Here is a 19,307-nt window from a genome sequence, read left to right on the forward strand (position 1 = left end):
CTGGGATCGTTCAGCCGAACAAGGCCGAGTAGTCCTTTGGCTGGTGCGCCCATTTTCCAATGACGTTGCCGTTCTCGTCGCGGTCGACGCCGAGACGCGGATTGCTTTCGTTGGAAAGAGCTGCGAGGTAGTCGTCGGCCTCCATGCCGTATTTCTTCAGCAGCTTGCCGTTGGTGCCGGATCGCCAGAGCCAGCGGACACCGGCGTTCACGGCGTCGAAAAGATCGAAGTTTTCGACGTTCATGCCGATGACGGTGGTCTGCTTCTGGCCCAGCATGTCGAAGTCCGGCAACGAATCGGTCGGCACCAGCTTGAGGCTCCAGTTGGGATTCTGCTGGATCATGTAGGCGACCGTCGGCGCGTCCAGGAACGCGAAATCGAGACGCCCGGCCTGCACGTCACGCACGCACGCATCGGTCGTATCGTAGAGCTTGAGCTCGCTCGTTCCGGGAATTCTCTTCAGTTCGGGGACGATCGTGAATCCGCTGACCGTGCCGATGCTGCGGCCCTTCATGTCGTCGACGACCAGGCGCGGGCCGACCTTCATGTCCTTTCGCGTCAAGGTGTACTTGCCGGTGTAGTAGATCGCGTCGGTCAGAAGCAGCACCTGCGAGCGCGCTTTCGTCCACCCCATATTGCCAAGCATGACGTCGGCGCGGCCTCCCCGGATCGACTCGATCGTCGCTGACCAGTCCATCAAGGCTGGCACCGTCTTGAGACCCATCCTCGTCGCGATTGCCGTGATCATCTCGCCATCGGCGCCAAGGATCTGACCGTCCTTGATGCTGGTCATCGGCATGTCCCCGTTCATCGCGACCGTCAGCGCCCCCGGCACCACCGTCTTGAATCCCTGCGGAACTGCCCTGGCGCTGCTTGCCATGACCAGGGCAGCGACCCCCCCAATCGCTCCCGACAAGACGTCTCGACGGGAATGAAAGGCCATTCTCTGGCGCGAAGAAGAGTGGTCGAAAGACATGAGCTCCTCCTGATTGTTCCACATGGCAAGCAATCGCATCGCTCGAAGCGGTCGCGTGCCGGGCACCCCGACATTTTTATACCGTACGTCTGGTACAGTAACTGCTTTCGAGGCGTGTTGCAAGGCGATCGCATAAGCGCGTTTCACGCGACCTCGCCCTCAGGCTGTGCGGATTTCATCGTGCTCGCTTGAAGGACACTGCACGTCTCGGGCTCACGGCCCGCGGGGGCGCGTCACGGAGTTGCCTCGCGCAATAGGGCCGATCGCGGCGACGATCAGGCGACTTCTTCCGGACAGTTGGTCAACCGCGCGGGATTGCCGACAGCGGTGCAGCCGTCCGGCACGTCGGAGATCACAACCGACGCGGCGCCGATCTTGGCGAAGTCGCCGATGCGAATGTCACCAAGAATGGTCGCGCTGGCCGATGAAGACACGGTTTCCGATCCGAGGCGAGCGGGTCGGCAGTTCGCCATTCCGGCCAATGCTGACATTCTGGAGAATCGTCACGGCGTCGCCGATCACGGCGTTAGCACCGATCACGATGCCGCTGGCGTGGTCGAGATACACCGACGAGCCAATGTGCGCCGCGGGATGGATGCTGACCTGCAAGGCGTTGGATGCTTCGTTCTGAAAGAGCAGCGCGGCATCGATATGGCCGCGGCTCCAGAGCCAGTTCGAGACGCGCCATGCCTCGAGCGCGACATAGCCCTTGAAATGCAGCAGTGGCGACAGCAGGCCCGCGATGGCAGGGTCCCGGATCGCGATGGCGCGCAAGTCGAGGCTTGCCGTCTCAATCAGGTCGGGCTGCTGACGGAAAGCGTCGTTGGCGAACGCGGTGAAGCGCGCACCCACAGTGGTATTGCTGCCGCCAAGACGGCGGCCGATCAGATCTGACAGAGCGGCGGCGAGATCGTCATGTGCGAGAACAGTTGCCGCCGAGACCGTGCCGAAGACGGGATCGGCTGCGGCCGCGTGTTCTGCCTCGCCGCGGATCGCCTGCCAGAGACTGGCGCTCGATATGCTTGCAGCCTCCGCCATCGCCGACCCCGGTCCTTCGCCGCCTGGTTTCGCCACTGAATATAGGATGTCCGCGGCGGTGTGGCACCAGGCTAGCAAAACCAAACCGCCCGCCTGCGGGGCTCGCAGGCGGGCGGCTCGGGGCCATCAGGACTTTTGGGGGCGTGCGCCTGAAGGCTTTGCGGATCGGATCAACCCTGCGGCGGCGGCTCGTTCGGCGGCGTCGGACGGGTCTTGTGCTGCGCCATGAACTGGTCGAACTCTTCCTTGTCCTTGGCGTGACGAAGCCGCGTCAGGAAATCCTTGAACTCGCGCTGCTCTTCCTCGAGCCGCTGAAGGGTCTCGGTGCGGTACTCGTCGAACGCGCGGTTGCCGGAGGACGGCGGCCCGAAGCCAAAGCCGAAGCCGCGGCGCTCCATGCGGTCGCGCATGCGGTCCATCTTGTACTGCATCTTCTCCATCTTGTTCTGCCAGCGATCGTGGCCGCTCCAGCACGACATTCTTCTGCTCCCGAGTGTGAAAAAGAGAAGGGCAAGCCCGATCGGCCACCAGATGATGAAGCCCAGGACGGTCACGGCAATCCAGCCGGGGTGCCAGGGCGTATCGAGCATGTGGGGGCGGTAGTAGGGGTCTTCCGAGGGGCCGCGCCATCGATTGACATCAGCGGTGTAGGCCATTTCCCATCTCCATCACGGCTGTCACGCCGTTGTGAATGTAAATAACATTTACATAGGTAGCCGATCCCTCGGTTTTGTCAAGCTGGCCACCAGACAGGCCCGCCGATTTATTTGCGCAACTTTATTTCAGCTTGCCCCAGGGGCTGTTGGGAGAGCCGGTCGAACCGGAGGATGCCTCCGGTGGCACCGGCGGCGGCTCGGCGCTTTTCGCCGTGGGACGACGGTCGATCGGGAAGCCGAGGCCGCGCAGATAGATCAGCACTTCGGCTTCGAGCAGCTCATCCGGCGACATCGGCAGCTTGCGGCGCGCACCATCGCCGCGGGAGAACAGCGAGGCCACGCCGTGCGACATCGACCAGATGTGCAGCGCCATCATCATCGCCGGCGGCCGCGGCGTGCCTGGCGGCGTCAAGGCCGCGAGGCGCTCGGCGGCCGCACGGATGACGCCGAAGGCGCGTTCGCCGGCAGCCATCAGCGCCGGATTGGCGTCGGCCGGCAGGCCGGATTCGAACATCGCGGAATAGAAAGCGGGCTCTTCGCGCGCGAAGGCGAGATATGCTCTGCCGACGCGCTCGAACGCCGTGAGGGTGTCCGGGCGGCCATCATCCCAGGCCGCGGTCAGACGCGCCTCGAACTGTTCGAAGCCGCGCTGGGCGATCGAGGAGAGCAGTTCGTCGCGGTCGCGAAAGTGGCGGTATGGAGCGGCCGGGCTGACGCCTGCCATCCTCGCGGCATCCGCAAAGGTGAAGCCGGCCGCGCCTTTCTCGGCGATCAGCCCCAGCGCTGCCTGGAGCAACGCCTCCTTCAGATTGCCGTGATGATAGCCGCGCTCGGCGCGGCGCTGCTCGTCCTTGCGCCAGCTCATGTGAATGACTTTTACATGAGCCGTGCGCGAAGGTCACTAGCGCGGGCGGGGATTGATTAACCCGTACTTCCCCGGAATGGGAGCTAGCCGCCGGGAATCGGCAGCACCGGCATGATCTCGACCCGCTCGCCCGGGAAGATCGCGAAATGCGGATGGTTCTCGAACATTTTTGCCGCGGCCTCGTGCGAGGCAGCCTTGACCACGGTGAAGGCGCCCATCTCGTTGGCGATGTCGGCGACGCCTTTGGTATCGACCTTCTTGGTCTTGCCTAGCGGGCCGCCCATGGCCTGGATCGCGTCCTGGTGCTGCTGGACCCAGGCGTGCCACGCCGCCATGCCTTCCTTCTCCTTTGCCTTGCGTTCGGCTTCCGGCAGCGCAGTCCAGGCGGCCATCTTCGCGCTCTCCTTGCTACCGAGGAAGACGGCGAGATAGGTGTCGTTGGTGTTCATGGGCTTCACTCCTCTGTTGCGTTGACGCTTTGACGAAAGGCAATCGTGCAGGCTAGCGGCCGGACTGGCCGCCTTTCCGCAGCTCGGTGAAGCCGGCGGCCGCTTCCCGCACATCAGGCGAAAAGTCGGCCATCTCCTGCACCTGGCGGATCTCGATGATCTCGTTCGGCGAGGCCGGGCACTTCTTGGCCCAGGCGATCGCCTCATCGCGCGAAGCGACCTCGATCATCCAGTAGCCGCCCAAAACTTCCTTGGACTCGGCAAAGGGTCCGTCAGTCACGATGGGCTTGCCGGTCGCAAACGAGACCCGCGCGCCCGTCGAGGGCGGATGCAAACCTTCGAGCGTGATCAGAATGCCGGCATTCTGGAGCGCCTCGTTGTAGCGCATCATCGCGGCGACACGCTCGGGATCGAGTTGAACGTCCTTGGGCGCGGTCTCGTAGCCGAGCGGGATCATCAGCATCATGAATCGCATGGTGGCATCCTCTGGGTCATGTCAGTCCGCTTTCGCTTTGGGGCCGAGATCACCGGCTCTCACGGATAAGACGAACCGCATCCTGCAGTCCCGACATGCCGGTGAAAATTATTTCGGAGGTAAGGTCCGGTGAATCGCTCGCTGGCTCAACGATCCCAGCGCCGCGTCATCTCGCTCGCGCCTTCCGGCAGCATTTCGAAGATCGCTGACGCCAGCACGGCGTGGACGTGCAGCGTGACGGTTCCCGCGTTGCGGAAGCCGTGCTTGCGCCCGGCCGGCACCAGCACCGACTGTCCGGCGGCGACCCTTGCCTGCGTCTCCTCGAGCCAGATCTCCGCCTCGCCTTCGCGCACCGTCAACACCTCCTCGACGGGATGGCTGTGCGTCGGCGCGCCGGCGCCGGGGGCGACCCACTGCTCGAAGATGCAAAGCGCGGTGGCGCCGGTGCGGGCCGAGGCCAACATGCGGGTCTTGACGCCCGGCCGCCACTCTTCCAGCGCGGATGGATCGGAGGGCTGCATGCGGAGGCCTTTCTTGCGGGGAAGAAAGCACGGTAAAAGATGCGAAGGCCGTCCGCCTTGGTGGCCGGCGTTTCGGGCACGGGACAGATTAGCAGATGACTTCAGGCCAGCCAAAGGTTGCCCTCATTACCGGCGCTGCGCGCGGCATCGGACTTGCGACAGCCAGGAAGTTCCTCGCAGAGGGCTGGCGCGTGGCGCTGCTCGACATCGAGGACGATTTGCTCGCGCGCGCCGTCGCCGCAATCGACCGGCCCGATGAGACGTTGGCCTTGAGCTGCGACGTCTCCGACGCCGCAGCGGTCGGCGCCGCAATGAAAGGGATCGCGCAGCGGTTCGGCCGGCTCGACGCACTGGTCAACAATGCCGGCATTGCAGTGTTTGCACCGCTGATGGAGACGTCGGATAAGGACTGGAGCCGCATACTCGAGGTCAACCTCACCGGGCCCTTCGTCAGCACCAAGGCCGCGGTGCCCCTGATGCGCGAGTCCGCCGGCGGCGCCATCGTCAACATCACCTCGATCTCGGCGGTGCGCGCCTCGACGCTGCGCTCGGCCTACGGCACGAGCAAGGCGGGACTGGCGCATCTGACGAAGCAGCTCGCTGTCGAGCTGGCGGTACTCAACATCCGCGTCAACGCCGTCGCGCCCGGACCGGTCGACACCGCGATGGCCAAGGAGGTGCACACGCCGGAGATCCGCGCCGACTATCACGATGCCATCCCGCTCAACCGCTATGGCCTCGAAGAGGAACTCGCGGAGGCGATCTTTTTCCTGTGCTCGGATCGATCGAGCTACATCACCGGCCAAATTTTGGCCGTCGATGGCGGCTTCGATGCAGCAGGCATCGGCCTGCCGACGCTGCGCGGACAGCGGAGGAATGCGTAGACATTTGTAGTTCGTAGGGTGGGCAAAGCGAAGCGTGCCCACCATCTGTCCGGGTTGCGGCTGCATTGGTGGGCACGGCGCTTGCGCGCCTTTTGCCCACCCTGCGAGATTGGATGTGTGGAGAGTGCTATGCGACGCGTTGCATTGGTCAAGGCCGTGACGGTCGCCGCCGCATTGTTCGCAGCCTTGCCCGCGTCCGCCGAGATCCGCATCGTCCAATCTCCAGGCGGACGGGTCGGACCATTTCTCGAACTGTTCGAGCGGGTGCGCGACTCCGGCCAACGCGTGGTAATCGACGGGCCATGTCTGTCCGCCTGCACGCTGGTGCTGAGTCTGGTGCCCGGCGAGCGCATCTGCGTCACCAAGCGTGCGGTGCTCGGCTTCCATGCCGCCCGCTCGGTCGACCGGCAGGGCCGCTTCTATGCCGAGCCGGAAGCCTCCGAAGCGGTCTTGGCGGCCTATCCGGCGCCCGTGCGCGACTGGATCAGAAGCCGCGGCGGACTGACGTCGCGGCTGTTGCTGCTGAAGGGCCGCGAGCTCGCCGCAATCTATCCGCGATGCAGGTAACAATCGATGTCCACCTTCTCCCGCAATGGGAGAAGGTGCAGCGCGCGCGGCAGCGCTTCAATTCTTTCTCACATCCCTTCCGCCGGGCAGTTCACCATCCAGGGGATGCCGAACTGGTCGACGCACATGCCAAAGCCCTTGGCCCAGAACGTCTTGCTGAAGGGCATGGTGACGGTGCCGCCATCGGCGAGCGCGTTGAACTTGCGTTCGGCATCGGCCGCGTTGGTGATCGTCAGCGAGATCGAGAAGCCCTGCGGCTTCTGCGAGTGCTCGGGCGGCGCGTCCGAGGCCATCAGCACGCTGCCATCGGGAAGCGACATGCGCGCATGCATGATGGTCTTTTCGCGGCCGGGTGCAGCGGGCATCTCCGGCGGAGCGTCGGAGGCGCGCAGCATCGCCTCGACCTTTCCATCGAGCACGCGCGCATAATAGTTGAACGCGGCTTCGCACTTGTCCTGGTAGAACAGGTATGGATTGAGCATGGTTCTCTCCTTGACGTGAGGCTTCTACTTCTCGGTGAGCTTCTTCAGATTGGCGAGGCCGGTCTCGAAATCCTTGCCGATCATGTTATCCATGTTGACGAACACCTGCATCAGCTTGGACAGGAACGGGGCCGGACCGTACATCGCCCATGTGACCAGTGTTGCACTGCCTTGCGGCACAAACGTGAACTCGGCAATGTTGTGACCTTCGAAGGGGCGCTCGAAATCAAGCTTGATGCGAAGTTTCGGCGGTGTGCTCGCTTCGAGAATTTCCATGCGACCAGCACCGATGTCCTTGTTCCCGTCCCAGGCATAGATCGCGCCTTTGCCCTGCGTGCTACCGCCGAACGTGCGCTTCAGGCCGGGATCGCGCCCTTCGTAGGGCGACCAGCTCGTCCAGCGCTGGAAATCGGCGATGAGGGGGTAGATGGCATCGGCAGGCGCCATGACGGCGAGCGTGCGTTCGACGCGAAACATGTCCGGCTTGGTGGCGGCGAAGACGAGAAGGCCGGCGATGCCGGCGGCAATCACGATTGCGATAACGGCAACAGCTTTCAGCATGACGGGCTCCCTTCGATTGGCCCAAGGACGAAGGAGAGAGTGCGAGACCGACAGGCGCGGACGTTTTTTTTCGCCACACCATCCACCCGGCGTCATGGCCGGGCTCGTCCCGGCCATCCATGTTCTTGAGTGCTGACGGAAAGACGTGGATGCCCGGGACATCTAGCGCGAAGACGCGCTTCGCGCTTTTGCCCGGGCATGACGATCCGGAGAGCGTCTCGTTCTATTTCGCTTTCGCGCCCTCTTTGGACGCCTTCGGCTGGCTGTCCCTGATCAGGCGATCGAGATGCATGCGAATGTGGGCCGCCTCGGCCGAGGTGTTGGCGAGTGCGATCGCGCGGTCGAAAGCGACGCGGGCCTCGTCGTTGCGGCCGAGCTGCATCAGGAAGGCGCCGCGCACGCCGTAGAAATGGAAGTAGTTGGCCAGCTTGGGGGCGAGCGGCTCGATCAGCGCGAGGGCGGCCTCGGCCCCGCGCACCTTGGAGACCGCAACCGCTCGGTTGAGCGTCACCACCGGAGAGGGCTGCACGAGCTCGAGCGCACCATAGAGCAGGTCGATCTGGGTCCAATCGGTTTCCTCGGGCGTTGCCGCACGGGCGTGCAACGCCGCGATCGCCGCCTGGATCTGATAGGGGCCGCTCCTGCGATGGCGCATTGCCTTGTCGATCAGCGCGAGCCCCTCCGCGATCATGGTGCCACTCCACAGTGAGCGGTCCTGATCCTCGAGCAGGATCAGCGACCCATCGGCTGCAAACCGCGCCGCACTACGCGCATGCTGCAACAGCAATAGCGCGGTGAGCCCCATGATCTCCGGCTCGCCTGGAAACAGCCGCAACAAGAGCCGCGCCAGCCGGATCGCCTCCTCGCATAGCGGCTTGCGTATCTCGGCAGTGTCGCCGCTCGCCGAATAACCTTCGTTGAAGATCAGGTAGATCATCGCGGCGACGACCGCGAGCCGCTCGCCGCGCTCGGCGGCGCCGGGCGCCTCGAACGGCACGCCGGCATCGGCGATCTTCGCCTTGGCGCGGGTGATGCGCTGCTCCATCGCCGCTTCCGAGACCAGGAAGGCGCGCGCGATCTGCTTCACGGTCAGGCCGGAGACGATACGCAGCGCGAGTGCGATCTGCTGCGTCGCCGGCAGATCCGGATGGCAGCAGATGAACATCAGCCGCAGGATATCGTCGCGATAGTGCGAGCCGTCGAGCCGCTCGGCAAGCTTCCCTTCGGCATCGTCGAGATCTGAGATCGCCTGGTCGTCCTCCGGCAGCGGCTCCTGCTTGCGCGCGCGGCGCACCTCGTCGATCGCGACGTTGCGGCCGACCATGATCAGCCAGGCCGCTGGATCGCGCGGCGGCCCGTTCTGCGGCCAATTCTTCAGCGCGCGCAAGGACGCATTCTGGAACGCCTCCTCCGCGGTATCGAGATCGCGGAAATAGCGCAGCAGCGCGCCCACCGCCTGGGGCCGCGCCGAGGTCAGCGCGGTCTCGATCCAGGCGGCGTCGGTCTCGCTCACGTCAAACTCCCTCCCGGCCTGAACACGCCGACGGGACGCACCTCATAGGCACCGCCGGGATTGGCCGCGCCGAGATCGCGCGCGACGTCGAGCGCGTCGTCGAGGTTCTTGCAATCGACGATGTAGAAGCCGAGCAACTGCTCCTTGGTCTCGGCATAGGGACCGTCGAGCACCAGCGGCGGGTCTTCCTTCCGCAGCGTTGCGGCCGCCGTGGTGGGCAGGAGCCGCGCGACGGGACCGAGCCGGCCCTGCTTGGTGAGCTTGTCCTGCACCACGGCGAGCTTTTTCATCACGGCTTCGTCCTGCTCCTTGCTCCAGGAGCCGACAAAATCCTCATCGTGGTAGCAAAGGATGGCATAGAGCATGAGCAGGTCCTGTTTTCTCTCATTATGAAGACGACGCACTATGCCCCGCCCCGACACGACTTGCGGAAATTTTTTGCAAGAAATGTCCACGCGTTCGTGCCAAGGAGGGCCGTGAACCGGGAACTCGATGGGACATGACGAATGACTAAAGGCGCGCTGGCACTCCTGATCAACAGTCGCTCGCAGAACTGGCTGCCGGAGCGCTGGAAAGCGCGTTTTGAGGCGGTCTGCGGCGACCGGCGCGTGGTGCTGCTGCCTGATCCGGACCTCGACCTGGCCAAGGTGCACTATGCCGCGGTGTGGAAGCCGGTTCCCGGTGATCTCAAGGCTTTCCCGAATCTGCGCGCGATCTTCAATCTCGGCGCCGGCGTCGACGCGCTGATGGCGGACAACAGCCTGCCGGACGTGCCGTTGGTCCGCGTCGCCGTGCCCGATCTCACCGGACGTATGACCGAATATGTCGTGCTTCACGTGCTGATGCATCATCGGCAGGAGCTTTACCTGCGGCAGTCGCAGCGCGAGAAGGCCTGGGAGCCGAAATACCAATGGCCGGCGAGTGCAGTCACGGTCGGCATCATGGGGCTCGGCACGCTGGGCGCGGACGCCGCCGAGGTGCTGCGCCGGCTCGGCTTCCGCGTGGTGGGCTGGAGCCGCAGTCCGCGGAGCGTCGATGGCGTGGAGTCATTTCACGGCGCAGGCCAGATGGACGCGTTCCTGCGCGCGACCGACATTCTGGTCAGCCTGTTGCCACTGACGCCGCAGACGCACGGCATCCTCAACCGCGAGGTCTTCACGAAACTCAACCGCAGCAGCCCGCTCGGCGCGCCGGTCTTGATCAATGCCGGCCGCGGCGCCTTGCAGAACGAGGACGACATCCTCGTCTGCCTCGATGACGGCACGCTCGGTGCTGCCTCGCTCGACGTGTTCGTCGAGGAGCCGCTGCCGGCGGCAAGCCGCCTCTGGAGCCATCCGAAGGTGGTCGTGACGCCGCACAATGCGGCCGACACCGATGCGGATGCGATCTCGGCATATGTCGCGGAGCAGATCGCGCGTTTCGAGGCCGGCGCCGCACTGGAAAATGTGGTGGACCGGGCGCGCGGGTACTGAAGCGCCGGCTGACGAGCGTATTGGCCTTAGCGACGAGCGCCGAAAGCCAGCGGCGAGGCGCCGGGCGGCAGTGGCGAATTGATGTCGCTGTCGACGAGTCCGGACGACTGCTGGGTGAAGCTCGCGCCGAACGACAGGCTGAGATTCGACGTCGGACGGAATTCGATCCCGGCACTTGCGCGATAGCCGCCCGGCAGCGTCGGCGAGGTGGTGTCGAAGGGCGAGATCGGACCGCCGGTCCCGAGATTGTATTTCAATGTGTCGAAGCCAGTGTAAACCGTGACGGGTGCATTCGCGAAGTTATAGCCGAACTTCACGCCGTCGGACGAAAGCGAGCCGTAATTGCCGAACGCCCTCGCCTGATTGAAGCCATTCATGCTCCACGCCGTGCTGTCGCGTGAGCTGCTGAGAAACCAGCCGCGCGGGAGCTTGGACTGCGGATCGCCCGCATCGAAAGCCGGATTGTCGCCCCAGCCCATCGGCCAGCCCGAGTTCATGTAGGGCACAGGGGCAGCCTGGGCATGGGCCGTTCGCCCGCCCAGACAGAGCGCCACCAGGATCAATGCAAGGGCCGAACCGCGTGTGAAGATTAACATCCGTGGGACCTTCAGATATCCTGAAAGTATATGCGCCAGATGTCAGGAACGCCAGAACCGCCGCGGCGTGGTCAGAGATCGACGACGATATAGGTGTCTTCGACCGTCACGGGATATCGCTCGGCTACATAGGGGCCCATCACGAGATCGCCGCCCGCCTCGCGCATGACCTCGAAGCTTCGCAACTTGGTGCGGCGCGGATCGCACCAGGATTGGCCGGTCGCCATGTCGAACTCCCAGCCGTGCCAAGGGCAGCGCAGAAACTCGCCACGACGCTCAAGGCGGTAGTCGCCGGGGCCGGAAGACTGGCTGAGGCCGGTCACCGCGCCCGAGCAGATCGCAGCTCCACCGTGCGGACAGCGGTTGAGCAGTGCATACAGGCGCCCCTCGACATTGAACACGCCGATCTCGCGCCCGTCGACGACGACGACCTTGCGCGCGCCGGGCGGCAGCTCGGCTGCGGGGCAGACCACATGGCGGCTCATGCGAGGCGATACAATGCCATCGCATTGTCCCTGAAGATCTTGCGGCGCTGCTCTTCTGTCATCGGGAATTTGAACGCGAAGGACGGATTGTCATAGTCCCAGTGCGGATAGTCCGATGAATAGAGCAGCCGGTCCCAACCGATCCAGTCGATGATCTCGACGATGTGGCGCGACTGCGCCGGCTCCTCGATCGGCTGCGTCGTCCACCAGATGTGTTCGCGCAGATATTCCGAGGGACGCCGCTTGAGATGCGCGACCTCCTTGCGGAATTTCTCGAAGTGCTTGTCCATGCGCCAGGCCAGCGCCGGCGCCCAGCCGAAGCCGCCCTCGACCAGCACGACCTTCAGTTTCGGGAAACGCTCGAACACGCCCTCGATGATCAGGCTGCTGGCCAGCGCTTCCATGCAGGCCACGAAGACGTAGTGCTCCTGCAAATAGAACGTCGGCCAGCCGGAGCCAGTGGAAGGATGGCCGCCATTGTAGCCGACCGGATGCAGGCCGATCGGCAGGCCGGCACGCTCCGCCGCCTCATAGATCGGCCAATAGCGCCGATGGCCCAGCGGATCCGACGGCCGCGACGACAGCATGATCTGCACGTAGCGGCGATCGCCGGCGCAACGTTCGATCTCTGCGACCGCCGCCTCGGGAAACTCCTGCGGCACGACGATGCCGGCGCGAAGCCGCGGCTCCTCGCGCACCCAGCGATCGATCTGCCAGTCATTGGTGGCGCGCGACAGCGCCGCCGCAAGACCGGGATTGCGCTCCTCCATGCCGCCCTTGCTGAGCGCCATCAACAGGCCGAACTCGACATTGACGGGATCCAGATGCTGCTTGCGAAGGAGATCGAGATCGGATCCCGCAGGGCCACCGCCTTCAGGAAGCGAATCCGCGCGCATGCCGGCAGCCATCATGCGCGGATACATCAACCCGTTCGGCAGCGCCTGCCGCACATGCACGCCATGGGTCTGGTAGTGCTCGCGCCAGCGCGGCGCGAGATAGGGCAAGAGTTCGGTGGGCGTACGGTGCGCCGGATGGATATCGCAATCGACGATCGCGAGCGTCTGGCGAGACTTCTGTTCGATGAAAGGTGCATTCATCTGACGTTCTCCTTCGTCTGCTCGGCAGCGGGTGCAGTCGCGACCTGCGCCAGACGGGGATAGGTCTGAAGCGCATTCTCGACGAGGATTTTGATGAGCGAGTGCGCCGACAGCCCGTCCGGCAGCACGTCATCGCCGTCGAACTGCCAGTGCGGATAGTCGGTGGAGAACAGCAACACCTGATCGGTACCGATGCGGTCGATCGTTTGCGCAACCGCCGTCGCGTCGGGCGCATCGAACGGCTGGATGGTAAAGCGCAGATGCTCGCGGATGATGTCCGAGGGCCAGCGGTCGATCCAGGGGACTTCCGGTCGCGCGCCGCGCCAGGTCTTGTCGGTGCGCCACACCGTCATCGGCAGCCAGCTCACGCCGGACTCGAGCATCACCACCTTGAGCCGCGGAAAGCGGCGGAATACGCCCTCGGCGACGAGGCTGATGGTCTGGTTGGCGAAGGCCTGGGCCTGCGCCACGTAGTCCTCGAACTGGTAGGACGGCCAGCCCACGATCGTCGGCGCGTAGCGGTAGGTGCTGCCCGCATGCACGGCAATGACGAGCCCATGCCGCTCAGCCGCCTCGTAGAGCGGGAAGAACTCGCGGCGCCCGAGCAGCTTCTCGCCCATCACGGGCAACAGCACCTGCACGAAGCGCTGATCCGGCGCAACACGCTCGATCTCGGCGACGGCCTGTGCCGGATCCTGCGGAGCCACCAGGATCGAGCCACGCAGCCGCGGTTCGCGATCGAGCCATTCGGCGCGGAGCCAGTCGTTCACTGCGCGGCAGATTGCCGCCGCCAGATCATCATTGTAGAGCGCGATCGCACCGTGGATCACATTGGCGATCCCGAAGCCGAGATCGAAGGCGTCGAGAACTTGGGCGCGCAGCGTATCGAGATCGCTTCGCCCGGCCTGCGGCACGCGCCAGTCGGCCCGTGCGCTGATCGGGGCGTTCGGCGGATAGCTCATCATGGCGAACTGCATGCGGTCGATCGCGCGGTTGGTGATCTGATCGCGCCAGTAGTCGTCGAGATAAGGCAGCAACTGCGCCATGCTCGGCATCGGCGGATGCAGATCGCAATCGATCGCCCCTGCAAACGGTATTCTCATCTTCGGCCTCCGTTGCTGCGCGCGAATGCGGCTAGGCTGTTGCCGTCTGGTCAATCTTGCGCGCCGCTGCAGTGTGCTTGCGCTGCGATATTCCCAGCACCAGGACGCAAGCCGCCACCACCAGCGGCGGCAGCGCGGCGAGCAGGAACAGGCTCGAGAACGGCAGGTGCTGCGCGATCAGGATCCCGGCGACCAGCGGTCCGCTGATCGAGCCGATCTTGGCGACCGACAACGCCCAGCCGACGGCCGTCGTGCGGTTGGCGCTGGAATAGAACTGGCCGACCGAGCTGTTCAGGCCCTGGTGACCGCCAACCACGAAGAAGCCGACACACGCCATCGTCGCAAGGTAGGTGCTGTCGCCAAGACCGGCCCAGCCGAGCGAAGCGACCAAGGGTGAGGCAATCAGCGGCACGATCGCAATGGCGATGACGCCGAAACGATCGAGCACGCGGCCGATGGTGAGGCCGCCGACTGCGCCGCCCAGGCTGAACACAGTCAACCCCATGGCGGCTTGCGCGGGCGTATGCCCGGACGCCTCCGCCAGGATCGGCGTCCAGCTATTGAGGAAGAACATCGTGATCGAGCTTGCGATATAGGCCACCCACAGGAACGGCGTGATGACCGCAAGCCGCCCGTCGAACAGTGTCGCGAGTTTCGACAGGAGACCCGTGTCGGCCGTACCGGGCGTAGCTTCATCACGAAGTATGAAGCGCGTCGTTGCCTGCGCCTGGAGTGCGGGCTCGATCCGGTTCAGGATGCGGGCGATTTCTGCAGGCTCGCGATTGCGCACCACGAGGAACTTGATCGATTCCGGAAGCGCGAAATAGCACAGCGCTGCGCCGAGGAGAGGCAGCACGCCGCCGATCCAGAACACGATGGTCCAGCCGAACTGCGGCACGAGACCGGCGGCGATGAAGCCACCGATGCTGCTGCCCGCGACATAGCCGACCATGATGATCGCGACCGCCGTGCCGCGGTACCGGCTCGGCGCATATTCCAGGTTCAGCGCGTAGCACAGCGGCGACAATCCGCCGATGCCGATACCCGCGAGGAAGCGAAGCACGATGAGGCTGGTAATGTCGCTGGCCCACACCGTCGCGAGCGTGAAGCCGCCGAACACCAGCATCGATGCCACGATCGAGAGCCGCCGGCCGATGCGATCGCCGAGCGATCCGAACACGAGGCCGCCGACGAGGATGCCGAAAATGCCGGCGCTGAAGACGACGCCGAGCGCTGCCCGCTCGATGCCCCAGGAGCGGATAATTGACGGCGCGGCGAAGGCCATCGCCTGAAGATCGTAACCGTCCAGGAACATGATCGTCGTCGACAGGATCAGGACGGTGAGGACCAGGCCGTTGCGGCGCTGGCGCTCGATGACGTCGGTGACATCGATGACGTCGGGTGCGCTCATGCTCGTTCCTCCGCGTTGCCGTTCGCTTGTTTTGGTGACGGCTTATCGCGCCAAGGAGCCTATTTCCTTCGAGAACGAGGGAGAATAAGCTATTTCGCGCGATGATCTTTTCCGGATCGGATTAAATGGCGGATAGCCTTTTGAATATGAAGGCGTTTCTGGCGACCGCGCGGGCCGGCAGCTTCTCCGAGGCGGGCCGGCAGCTCGGGGTCGCGCCGTCCGTCATCACCAAGCGGGTCGGTCAACTGGAATGGTCGCTAAAGGCTACGCTGCTGCGACGGAGCACGCGGCGCCTGGCGCTCACCGAGGTCGGTGAACGCTACCTCGATGTCATCCGCCAGATCGTCCGCGAATACGACGAGATGGCCAAGGGGATCATGCGATCGCCGAACGAACTCGAGGGCCAGTTGCGGATAAAGGCGCCGGCATCACCGATGGTCATCGACCTCGCCCAACTGCTGTCGTCGTTTCAGATCAAGTATCCGCGCGTGACTCTCGACGCGGTGCTGGTGGACCGCACGGTCAATCCAGTCGAAGAGGGCTTTGACATCGTGCTCACCATGATGCCGTCGTCCTTCGACGGCGTGCTCGAGGAACCCCTGCACGTCTTCGAACGCGTGCTTTGTGCCGCGCCTTCCTATCTGGCGCGGCGCGGCCATCCCCGGCATGCCCGCGATCTCGTCAATCATGATTGCATCGTGTTTTCGCCGATCGGGCCGGGCTGGACCTTCGAAGGCCGCAACGGCGTGACGACGGTAGCGGTTCGGCCCCACCTCGTGACCAACAACGGCGCGCTCGTGATCGACAGCCTGTGCGCGGGCAGCGGAATTGCGATCGTCTCGCGCACCGCGGCGGCGGAGCGCCTCAAGTCCGGCGCGCTCGTCGAGCTGCTCCCGCAACTCCAGGTCCCTGATCTCTGGCTCAAGGCGCTGGTCCCGGCGACGCGCTCCAATCTTGCGCGTGTGCAGACCCTGCTCGGCTCCATTCGCGATGCCTTCCGGGAAGCCGCGACAGGGGCACCGGCACTCGCGCGGGACGCGGGGTAGCCGCGCTCTCGCCCTTATCAGGGCGAACGATTAGCCTTTCTCTCCCACCATCACATCGATCGCACCCTTCACGATCGCATCGAGCTCCTTGCGCGGGACGCGGGCGCGCGAACGGATGGCGACGGTGTGGATGGTGGCCGAGGCGAGCTGCGCCAGCACGACCGGATCGGCGCTGTCGGGCAGCTCGCCCTTCTCCTTGGCGCGGCGGAAGCAATTGGCAAAAGCCTTGTCGAGCTCGGCGAGGCCGTCCAGCACCATGGCGCGGATCTCGGGATCGCCGACAGCTTCGGATGCCGCGGTCACCACGGTGAAGCAACCGCGCGGACCGGTCTCGCCCGAGAGATAGATGGCGAGCGCGGAGGAGAAGATGCGCTCCAGCCGTTCGCGCAGCGGCAGATCCGCACGAAAGATCTCCACCATCACTGCGCGGGCCTGCTCGCGGTAGCGCTGATAGCTTTTGATGTAGAGCTCACGCTTGTCGCCGAAGGCGCCGTAGAGGCTCGGCCGATTCATGCCGGTAGCCTCGCTGAGATCGTCGAGCGAGGTCGCGGCAAAGCCCTGGGTGCGGAACAGGTCGAGCGCCTTGCCGAGCGCGACATCGGGCTCGTAGGCGCGCGGCCGGCCGCGGCGCTTCTGTGGCTCGGGGGGACCGACAGACGGACCTTTCGATTTTTGTACCATCTCGCAAATAATCCTTGACCGCCTTCATATTATGCGGAACAGTACAAAAATCAATCCGGCCGGGTTGCAAACGCAAGGTCAAACGATACCACGCCCAAGGAGGTACCCCATGGATCTCTATTTCTCGCCGCTCGCCTGCTCGATGGCGACCCGGGTCGCGCTGTATGAAGCCGGCGCCGAGGCGAATTATCTCGAAGTCGATTCACCGACCAAGACCGTGCTGAAGGACGGTTCCGACTTCCGCGCCGTGAATCCGATCGGCCTCGTGCCGACGCTACGCACCGACGAGGGCGTGGTGCTGACGGAGAACGCGGCGATCCTGCAATATGTCGCCGACCGCTTTCCGCAGTCTGGCCTCGGCACCGCGTCCGGCATCGATCGCACGCGGCTGCATCAATGGCTCTGCTTCATCGGCACCGAGTTGCACAAGGGACTGTTCATCCCCGTGCTCGACCGCAAAGCGCCGCAGGAAAGCAAGGCCTATGCGCTGGAGAAGAACCTGTCGCGGCTCGACTATCTCGACAATTACCTGAAGGGCCGCGACTACCTGCTCAATCACTTCACCGTCGCGGATGCCTATCTCGTGACGGTGATCAACTGGACGATGGCGACACCGCCGATCGACCTCGCCAAATGGCCGAACGTGAAGGCCTATTACGAGCGCCTCAAGCAACGCCCGTCGATCGCAAAGGCGATCGCGGAGGAGTTCGAGCTGTACAGGGCTGAGCAGGCGCGACGGAAGGCGGCGGCGTAAGGCGCGTCGATCGACATATCGTCCCGACCACGGCCGGGACGATCACGTGCCGCGGGAAAAATAGCGCCGGTTGCGAAGGAAAGCGATGCTGGTCTCGATGCTGCGCAGTGGATCGGCAGAGACGTCCTGCTCGACGAAGGCGTGCTGCACGCCGCTTGCGGGCATGGCCGCGAATATCCCCGCGAAGTCGATCGTGCCCTGACCAAGCTCGGTGGTCGATCCGTCCTTCGCCATGTCCTTGAGATGAACCAGGCGAAATCGCGATGGATAGGCGTTCAGCACGTCGGCGGCATTGCGACCTCCCCTGGTCGCCCAGTAGACGTCAAGCTCGAGCGTGACGACACGCTCGTCGGTACGGCTGAGCAGAACGTCGTAGGGCTGGATGCCTCCAGCGAGCTCTCGAAACTCGAAATCATGATTGTGATAGGCGAGCGTCAAGCCGGAACCCGCCGCAAGTTCGCCGATCCTGTTCAGATCGTCGCAGATCCGCTTCCAGTCGTCGATCGTCTGTCGCACCGGTGGGTCCAGCCACGGGCAGACGACGAAGCGGCTGTCGAGCGAATGGGCGGTCTCGAAGGATGACGCGGTCTTATCCCGCAGGCCGGCGTAGTCGAGATGCAGCGACGGTGCGGTGAGATCGAGGCTGCGCAAGAGTTCCCGGGTGCGACCCACGTCAGGGCCGAGAATGCCAGCGAACTCCACCTCGCGATAGCCAAGGCGAGCAACCTTGCGGAGGGTGCCCTCGAAATCGCTCTTCAGGAGGTCGCGGACTGTATAGAGCTGGAGACCAATCTTGCGCCCCTCGCCGCCGGATGCCGGGGCAGCTCCCAGCGCCGCCGCGGCAGCGAGGCCTCGAAGGACGTCGCGCCTGCTGACCGGCGGGTTGCCGAGGCGGCGACGCATGGCTATTTCGGCGCCTCGAGGACGATACCGTAACGACGATAGATCCGATCGATCGTGCCGTCGGCACGCAAGCGCTCGATCGCTCCATCGACCGCATCGCGCAACGCGTCGTCCGGGCGAACCATGCCGACGGCGACGTTCCAGTTCAAGTCGGTCACGCTTTCGTCGCGAGCGAGGATCCGAAGCGGCTTCTCCGGATGCGTCAAGTTGAAATAGCTCGCCGCCGTCGGCGTGACCGCCGCGGCGTCCAGTTCATTGTTCGACAGGGCGTCGAGGCTGTCACTCTCGAAGCCGAAAGTCGAAGTCGGCACGCGCCGCTGGCCGATGATCATGGCGGCGACGGAGCTGACCTGCACACCAACTTTGGTATGCTCGTTCAGGCTCTTGAACGAGCTCAGCGTGCTCGAAGATGGCACCGCCAGCGCAACGCCCGTGCGGTAGTACGGTTTCGAGATTCTCAAGCGGGTTTCGCCTTGCGCCTCACGGTCGGCGATGACGTCGAGAAGAACATCACAGGTGGCGCTGCGCATCTGATACTGCGTGATGATCCAGTCGAGCCTGAGCGAGACGCCGAGCTCTCGCGCCAGTGCCTGTCCCAGCTCGACCTGAAATCCCGGCGGATCGCCGGCCTTGCTCGCGAAGGGAAGCGAGTTGGGATGGGCGCACAGCCCGAGCGCGCCGGAGGAGCGGATGGCCTCCAGGGTTCGCGCCTGCGCCGCTGCCGAGAGCGCGACGGCAGCACCGATGATGAGCGAGAGGATCATCTTCATTC

23 protein-coding genes and 1 pseudogene are annotated in these 19,307 nt (G+C 64.5%); 5 read left to right on the forward strand and 19 right to left on the reverse strand.

Annotated elements, in window-relative coordinates:
* Positions 1-10 precede the first annotated feature (10 nt).
* The 7 genes and pseudogenes from SO180_RS00580 to SO180_RS00610 form a co-directional block, all read right to left on the reverse strand.
* Entirely contained in the window at positions 11-880 is an 870-nt protein-coding gene (locus tag SO180_RS00580) for an ABC transporter substrate-binding protein (RefSeq protein ID WP_449376899.1), read from the reverse strand.
* 371 nt (positions 881-1,251) lie between these two features.
* A pseudogene (locus SO180_RS00585) lies at positions 1,252-2,014 on the reverse strand (serine acetyltransferase domain-containing protein).
* Positions 2,015-2,184: 170 nt separating this feature from the next.
* Positions 2,185-2,670 (reverse strand): DUF2852 domain-containing protein, encoded by a 486-nt coding sequence (locus tag SO180_RS00590; RefSeq protein ID WP_449376900.1) that lies wholly within the window; start codon positions 2,668-2,670, stop codon positions 2,185-2,187.
* A 121-nt stretch (positions 2,671-2,791) separates the two neighbouring features.
* The gene (locus SO180_RS00595; RefSeq protein ID WP_449376901.1) at positions 2,792-3,535 is read right to left on the reverse strand and encodes a TetR/AcrR family transcriptional regulator; all 744 of its coding nucleotides are present in this window, start codon (positions 3,533-3,535) and stop codon (positions 2,792-2,794) included.
* Between the two features lie 83 nt (positions 3,536-3,618).
* Complete coding sequence (locus tag SO180_RS00600) at positions 3,619-3,984, reverse strand: hypothetical protein (protein ID WP_449376902.1); 366 nt, start codon at positions 3,982-3,984, stop codon at positions 3,619-3,621.
* 52 nt (positions 3,985-4,036) lie between these two features.
* Positions 4,037-4,459 (reverse strand): YciI family protein, encoded by a 423-nt coding sequence (locus SO180_RS00605; RefSeq protein WP_449376903.1) that lies wholly within the window; start codon positions 4,457-4,459, stop codon positions 4,037-4,039.
* A 146-nt stretch (positions 4,460-4,605) separates the two neighbouring features.
* Entirely contained in the window at positions 4,606-4,980 is a 375-nt protein-coding gene (locus SO180_RS00610) for a cupin domain-containing protein (RefSeq protein ID WP_449376904.1), read from the reverse strand.
* Positions 4,981-5,075: 95 nt separating this feature from the next.
* On the opposite strand from SO180_RS00610, the gene SO180_RS00615 reads away from it, so the two are divergent.
* Both SO180_RS00615 and SO180_RS00620 read left to right on the forward strand, forming a co-directional pair.
* Positions 5,076-5,864, forward strand: coding sequence for an SDR family NAD(P)-dependent oxidoreductase (locus SO180_RS00615; RefSeq protein WP_449376905.1), 789 nt, complete (start codon positions 5,076-5,078; stop codon positions 5,862-5,864).
* Positions 5,865-5,993: 129 nt separating this feature from the next.
* Positions 5,994-6,431, forward strand: a complete 438-nt coding sequence (locus tag SO180_RS00620) for a hypothetical protein (RefSeq protein ID WP_449376906.1) — start codon at positions 5,994-5,996, stop codon at positions 6,429-6,431.
* 68 nt (positions 6,432-6,499) lie between these two features.
* Here the strand turns inward: SO180_RS00620 and SO180_RS00625 are convergent, their stop codons facing one another.
* The 4 genes from SO180_RS00625 to SO180_RS00640 form a co-directional block, all read right to left on the reverse strand.
* Positions 6,500-6,913 carry a VOC family protein gene (locus tag SO180_RS00625; protein WP_449376907.1) on the reverse strand — a complete coding sequence of 138 codons (414 nt, stop codon included), beginning with the start codon at positions 6,911-6,913 and terminating at the stop codon, positions 6,500-6,502.
* Positions 6,914-6,937: 24 nt separating this feature from the next.
* Positions 6,938-7,474, reverse strand: coding sequence for an SRPBCC family protein (locus SO180_RS00630; RefSeq protein ID WP_449376908.1), 537 nt, complete (start codon positions 7,472-7,474; stop codon positions 6,938-6,940).
* Positions 7,475-7,697: 223 nt separating this feature from the next.
* Entirely contained in the window at positions 7,698-8,987 is a 1,290-nt protein-coding gene (locus tag SO180_RS00635) for an RNA polymerase sigma factor (protein WP_449376909.1), read from the reverse strand.
* Entirely contained in the window at positions 8,984-9,352 is a 369-nt protein-coding gene (locus SO180_RS00640) for a YciI family protein (protein ID WP_449376910.1), read from the reverse strand. The genes SO180_RS00635 and SO180_RS00640 overlap by 4 nt, the downstream gene beginning before the upstream one ends.
* A gap of 141 nt (positions 9,353-9,493) precedes the next feature.
* Between SO180_RS00640 and SO180_RS00645 the strand changes: the two genes are divergently transcribed.
* Complete coding sequence (locus SO180_RS00645) at positions 9,494-10,459, forward strand: 2-hydroxyacid dehydrogenase (RefSeq protein WP_449376911.1); 966 nt, start codon at positions 9,494-9,496, stop codon at positions 10,457-10,459.
* A gap of 26 nt (positions 10,460-10,485) precedes the next feature.
* Here SO180_RS00645 and SO180_RS00650 read toward each other — a convergent pair whose 3' ends face one another.
* From SO180_RS00650 to SO180_RS00670, 5 genes are all read right to left on the reverse strand, one after another.
* The gene (locus SO180_RS00650; protein WP_449376912.1) at positions 10,486-11,055 is read right to left on the reverse strand and encodes a hypothetical protein; all 570 of its coding nucleotides are present in this window, start codon (positions 11,053-11,055) and stop codon (positions 10,486-10,488) included.
* A gap of 71 nt (positions 11,056-11,126) precedes the next feature.
* A complete protein-coding gene (locus SO180_RS00655; RefSeq protein WP_449376913.1) occupies positions 11,127-11,540 on the reverse strand; it encodes a Rieske (2Fe-2S) protein in 414 nt (137 codons plus the stop codon).
* On the reverse strand, positions 11,537-12,637 hold the full coding sequence (locus tag SO180_RS00660; RefSeq protein ID WP_449376914.1) for an amidohydrolase family protein: 1,101 nt from the start codon (positions 12,635-12,637) through the stop codon (positions 11,537-11,539). The genes SO180_RS00655 and SO180_RS00660 overlap by 4 nt, the downstream gene beginning before the upstream one ends.
* Positions 12,634-13,740, reverse strand: coding sequence for an amidohydrolase family protein (locus SO180_RS00665; protein ID WP_449376915.1), 1,107 nt, complete (start codon positions 13,738-13,740; stop codon positions 12,634-12,636). The genes SO180_RS00660 and SO180_RS00665 overlap by 4 nt, the downstream gene beginning before the upstream one ends.
* 31 nt (positions 13,741-13,771) lie before the next feature.
* The gene (locus SO180_RS00670) at positions 13,772-15,151 is read right to left on the reverse strand and encodes an MFS transporter (RefSeq protein WP_449376916.1); all 1,380 of its coding nucleotides are present in this window, start codon (positions 15,149-15,151) and stop codon (positions 13,772-13,774) included.
* 125 nt (positions 15,152-15,276) lie between these two features.
* Here SO180_RS00670 and SO180_RS00675 point away from each other — a divergent pair, with 125 nt between their 5' ends.
* A complete protein-coding gene (locus SO180_RS00675) occupies positions 15,277-16,197 on the forward strand; it encodes a LysR family transcriptional regulator (protein ID WP_449376917.1) in 921 nt (306 codons plus the stop codon).
* Positions 16,198-16,227: 30 nt separating this feature from the next.
* Here SO180_RS00675 and SO180_RS00680 read toward each other — a convergent pair whose 3' ends face one another.
* Positions 16,228-16,878: a TetR/AcrR family transcriptional regulator gene (locus tag SO180_RS00680; RefSeq protein WP_449376918.1), complete on the reverse strand. Its 651-nt coding sequence runs from the start codon at positions 16,876-16,878 to the stop codon at positions 16,228-16,230.
* A gap of 109 nt (positions 16,879-16,987) precedes the next feature.
* On the opposite strand from SO180_RS00680, the gene SO180_RS00685 reads away from it, so the two are divergent.
* Positions 16,988-17,632, forward strand: coding sequence for a glutathione binding-like protein (locus tag SO180_RS00685; protein ID WP_449376919.1), 645 nt, complete (start codon positions 16,988-16,990; stop codon positions 17,630-17,632).
* A 42-nt stretch (positions 17,633-17,674) separates the two neighbouring features.
* Here the strand turns inward: SO180_RS00685 and SO180_RS00690 are convergent, their stop codons facing one another.
* Together SO180_RS00690 and SO180_RS00695 are read right to left on the reverse strand one after the other, a co-directional pair.
* Positions 17,675-18,535, reverse strand: a complete 861-nt coding sequence (locus SO180_RS00690; RefSeq protein ID WP_449376920.1) for a sugar phosphate isomerase/epimerase family protein — start codon at positions 18,533-18,535, stop codon at positions 17,675-17,677.
* Positions 18,536-18,537: 2 nt separating this feature from the next.
* Complete coding sequence (locus SO180_RS00695) at positions 18,538-19,305, reverse strand: substrate-binding periplasmic protein (protein ID WP_449376921.1); 768 nt, start codon at positions 19,303-19,305, stop codon at positions 18,538-18,540.
* Between the last annotated feature and the right edge of the window lie 2 nt (positions 19,306-19,307).

Source organism: Bradyrhizobium sp. UFLA05-112 (assembly GCF_053572325.1).

Bases quoted from the DNA above. Each gene is read 5' to 3' on its own strand.
- SO180_RS00650 (WP_449376912.1), bottom strand. From the start codon at position 11,055: ATGTTAATCTTCACACGCGGTTCGGCCCTTGCATTGATCCTGGTGGCG.
- SO180_RS00610 (WP_449376904.1), bottom strand. From the start codon at position 4,980: ATGCAGCCCTCCGATCCATCCGCGCTGGAAGAGTGGCGGCCGGGCGTC.
- SO180_RS00595 (WP_449376901.1), bottom strand. From the start codon at position 3,535: ATGAGCTGGCGCAAGGACGAGCAGCGCCGCGCCGAGCGCGGCTATCAT.
- SO180_RS00685 (WP_449376919.1), top strand. From the start codon at position 16,988: ATGGATCTCTATTTCTCGCCGCTCGCCTGCTCGATGGCGACCCGGGTC.
- SO180_RS00655 (WP_449376913.1), bottom strand. From the start codon at position 11,540: ATGAGCCGCCATGTGGTCTGCCCCGCAGCCGAGCTGCCGCCCGGCGCG.
- SO180_RS00680 (WP_449376918.1), bottom strand. From the start codon at position 16,878: ATGGTACAAAAATCGAAAGGTCCGTCTGTCGGTCCCCCCGAGCCACAG.
- SO180_RS00580 (WP_449376899.1), bottom strand. From the start codon at position 880: ATGGCAAGCAGCGCCAGGGCAGTTCCGCAGGGATTCAAGACGGTGGTG.
- SO180_RS00625 (WP_449376907.1), bottom strand. From the start codon at position 6,913: ATGCTCAATCCATACCTGTTCTACCAGGACAAGTGCGAAGCCGCGTTC.
- SO180_RS00630 (WP_449376908.1), bottom strand. From the start codon at position 7,474: ATGCTGAAAGCTGTTGCCGTTATCGCAATCGTGATTGCCGCCGGCATC.
- SO180_RS00605 (WP_449376903.1), bottom strand. From the start codon at position 4,459: ATGCGATTCATGATGCTGATGATCCCGCTCGGCTACGAGACCGCGCCC.
- SO180_RS00615 (WP_449376905.1), top strand. From the start codon at position 5,076: ATGACTTCAGGCCAGCCAAAGGTTGCCCTCATTACCGGCGCTGCGCGC.
- SO180_RS00695 (WP_449376921.1), bottom strand. From the start codon at position 19,305: ATGAAGATGATCCTCTCGCTCATCATCGGTGCTGCCGTCGCGCTCTCG.
- SO180_RS00640 (WP_449376910.1), bottom strand. From the start codon at position 9,352: ATGCTCTATGCCATCCTTTGCTACCACGATGAGGATTTTGTCGGCTCC.
- SO180_RS00645 (WP_449376911.1), top strand. From the start codon at position 9,494: ATGACTAAAGGCGCGCTGGCACTCCTGATCAACAGTCGCTCGCAGAAC.
- SO180_RS00620 (WP_449376906.1), top strand. From the start codon at position 5,994: ATGCGACGCGTTGCATTGGTCAAGGCCGTGACGGTCGCCGCCGCATTG.
- SO180_RS00690 (WP_449376920.1), bottom strand. From the start codon at position 18,535: ATGCGTCGCCGCCTCGGCAACCCGCCGGTCAGCAGGCGCGACGTCCTT.
- SO180_RS00665 (WP_449376915.1), bottom strand. From the start codon at position 13,740: ATGAGAATACCGTTTGCAGGGGCGATCGATTGCGATCTGCATCCGCCG.
- SO180_RS00590 (WP_449376900.1), bottom strand. From the start codon at position 2,670: ATGGCCTACACCGCTGATGTCAATCGATGGCGCGGCCCCTCGGAAGAC.
- SO180_RS00670 (WP_449376916.1), bottom strand. From the start codon at position 15,151: ATGAGCGCACCCGACGTCATCGATGTCACCGACGTCATCGAGCGCCAG.
- SO180_RS00675 (WP_449376917.1), top strand. From the start codon at position 15,277: ATGGCGGATAGCCTTTTGAATATGAAGGCGTTTCTGGCGACCGCGCGG.
- SO180_RS00660 (WP_449376914.1), bottom strand. From the start codon at position 12,637: ATGAATGCACCTTTCATCGAACAGAAGTCTCGCCAGACGCTCGCGATC.
- SO180_RS00600 (WP_449376902.1), bottom strand. From the start codon at position 3,984: ATGAACACCAACGACACCTATCTCGCCGTCTTCCTCGGTAGCAAGGAG.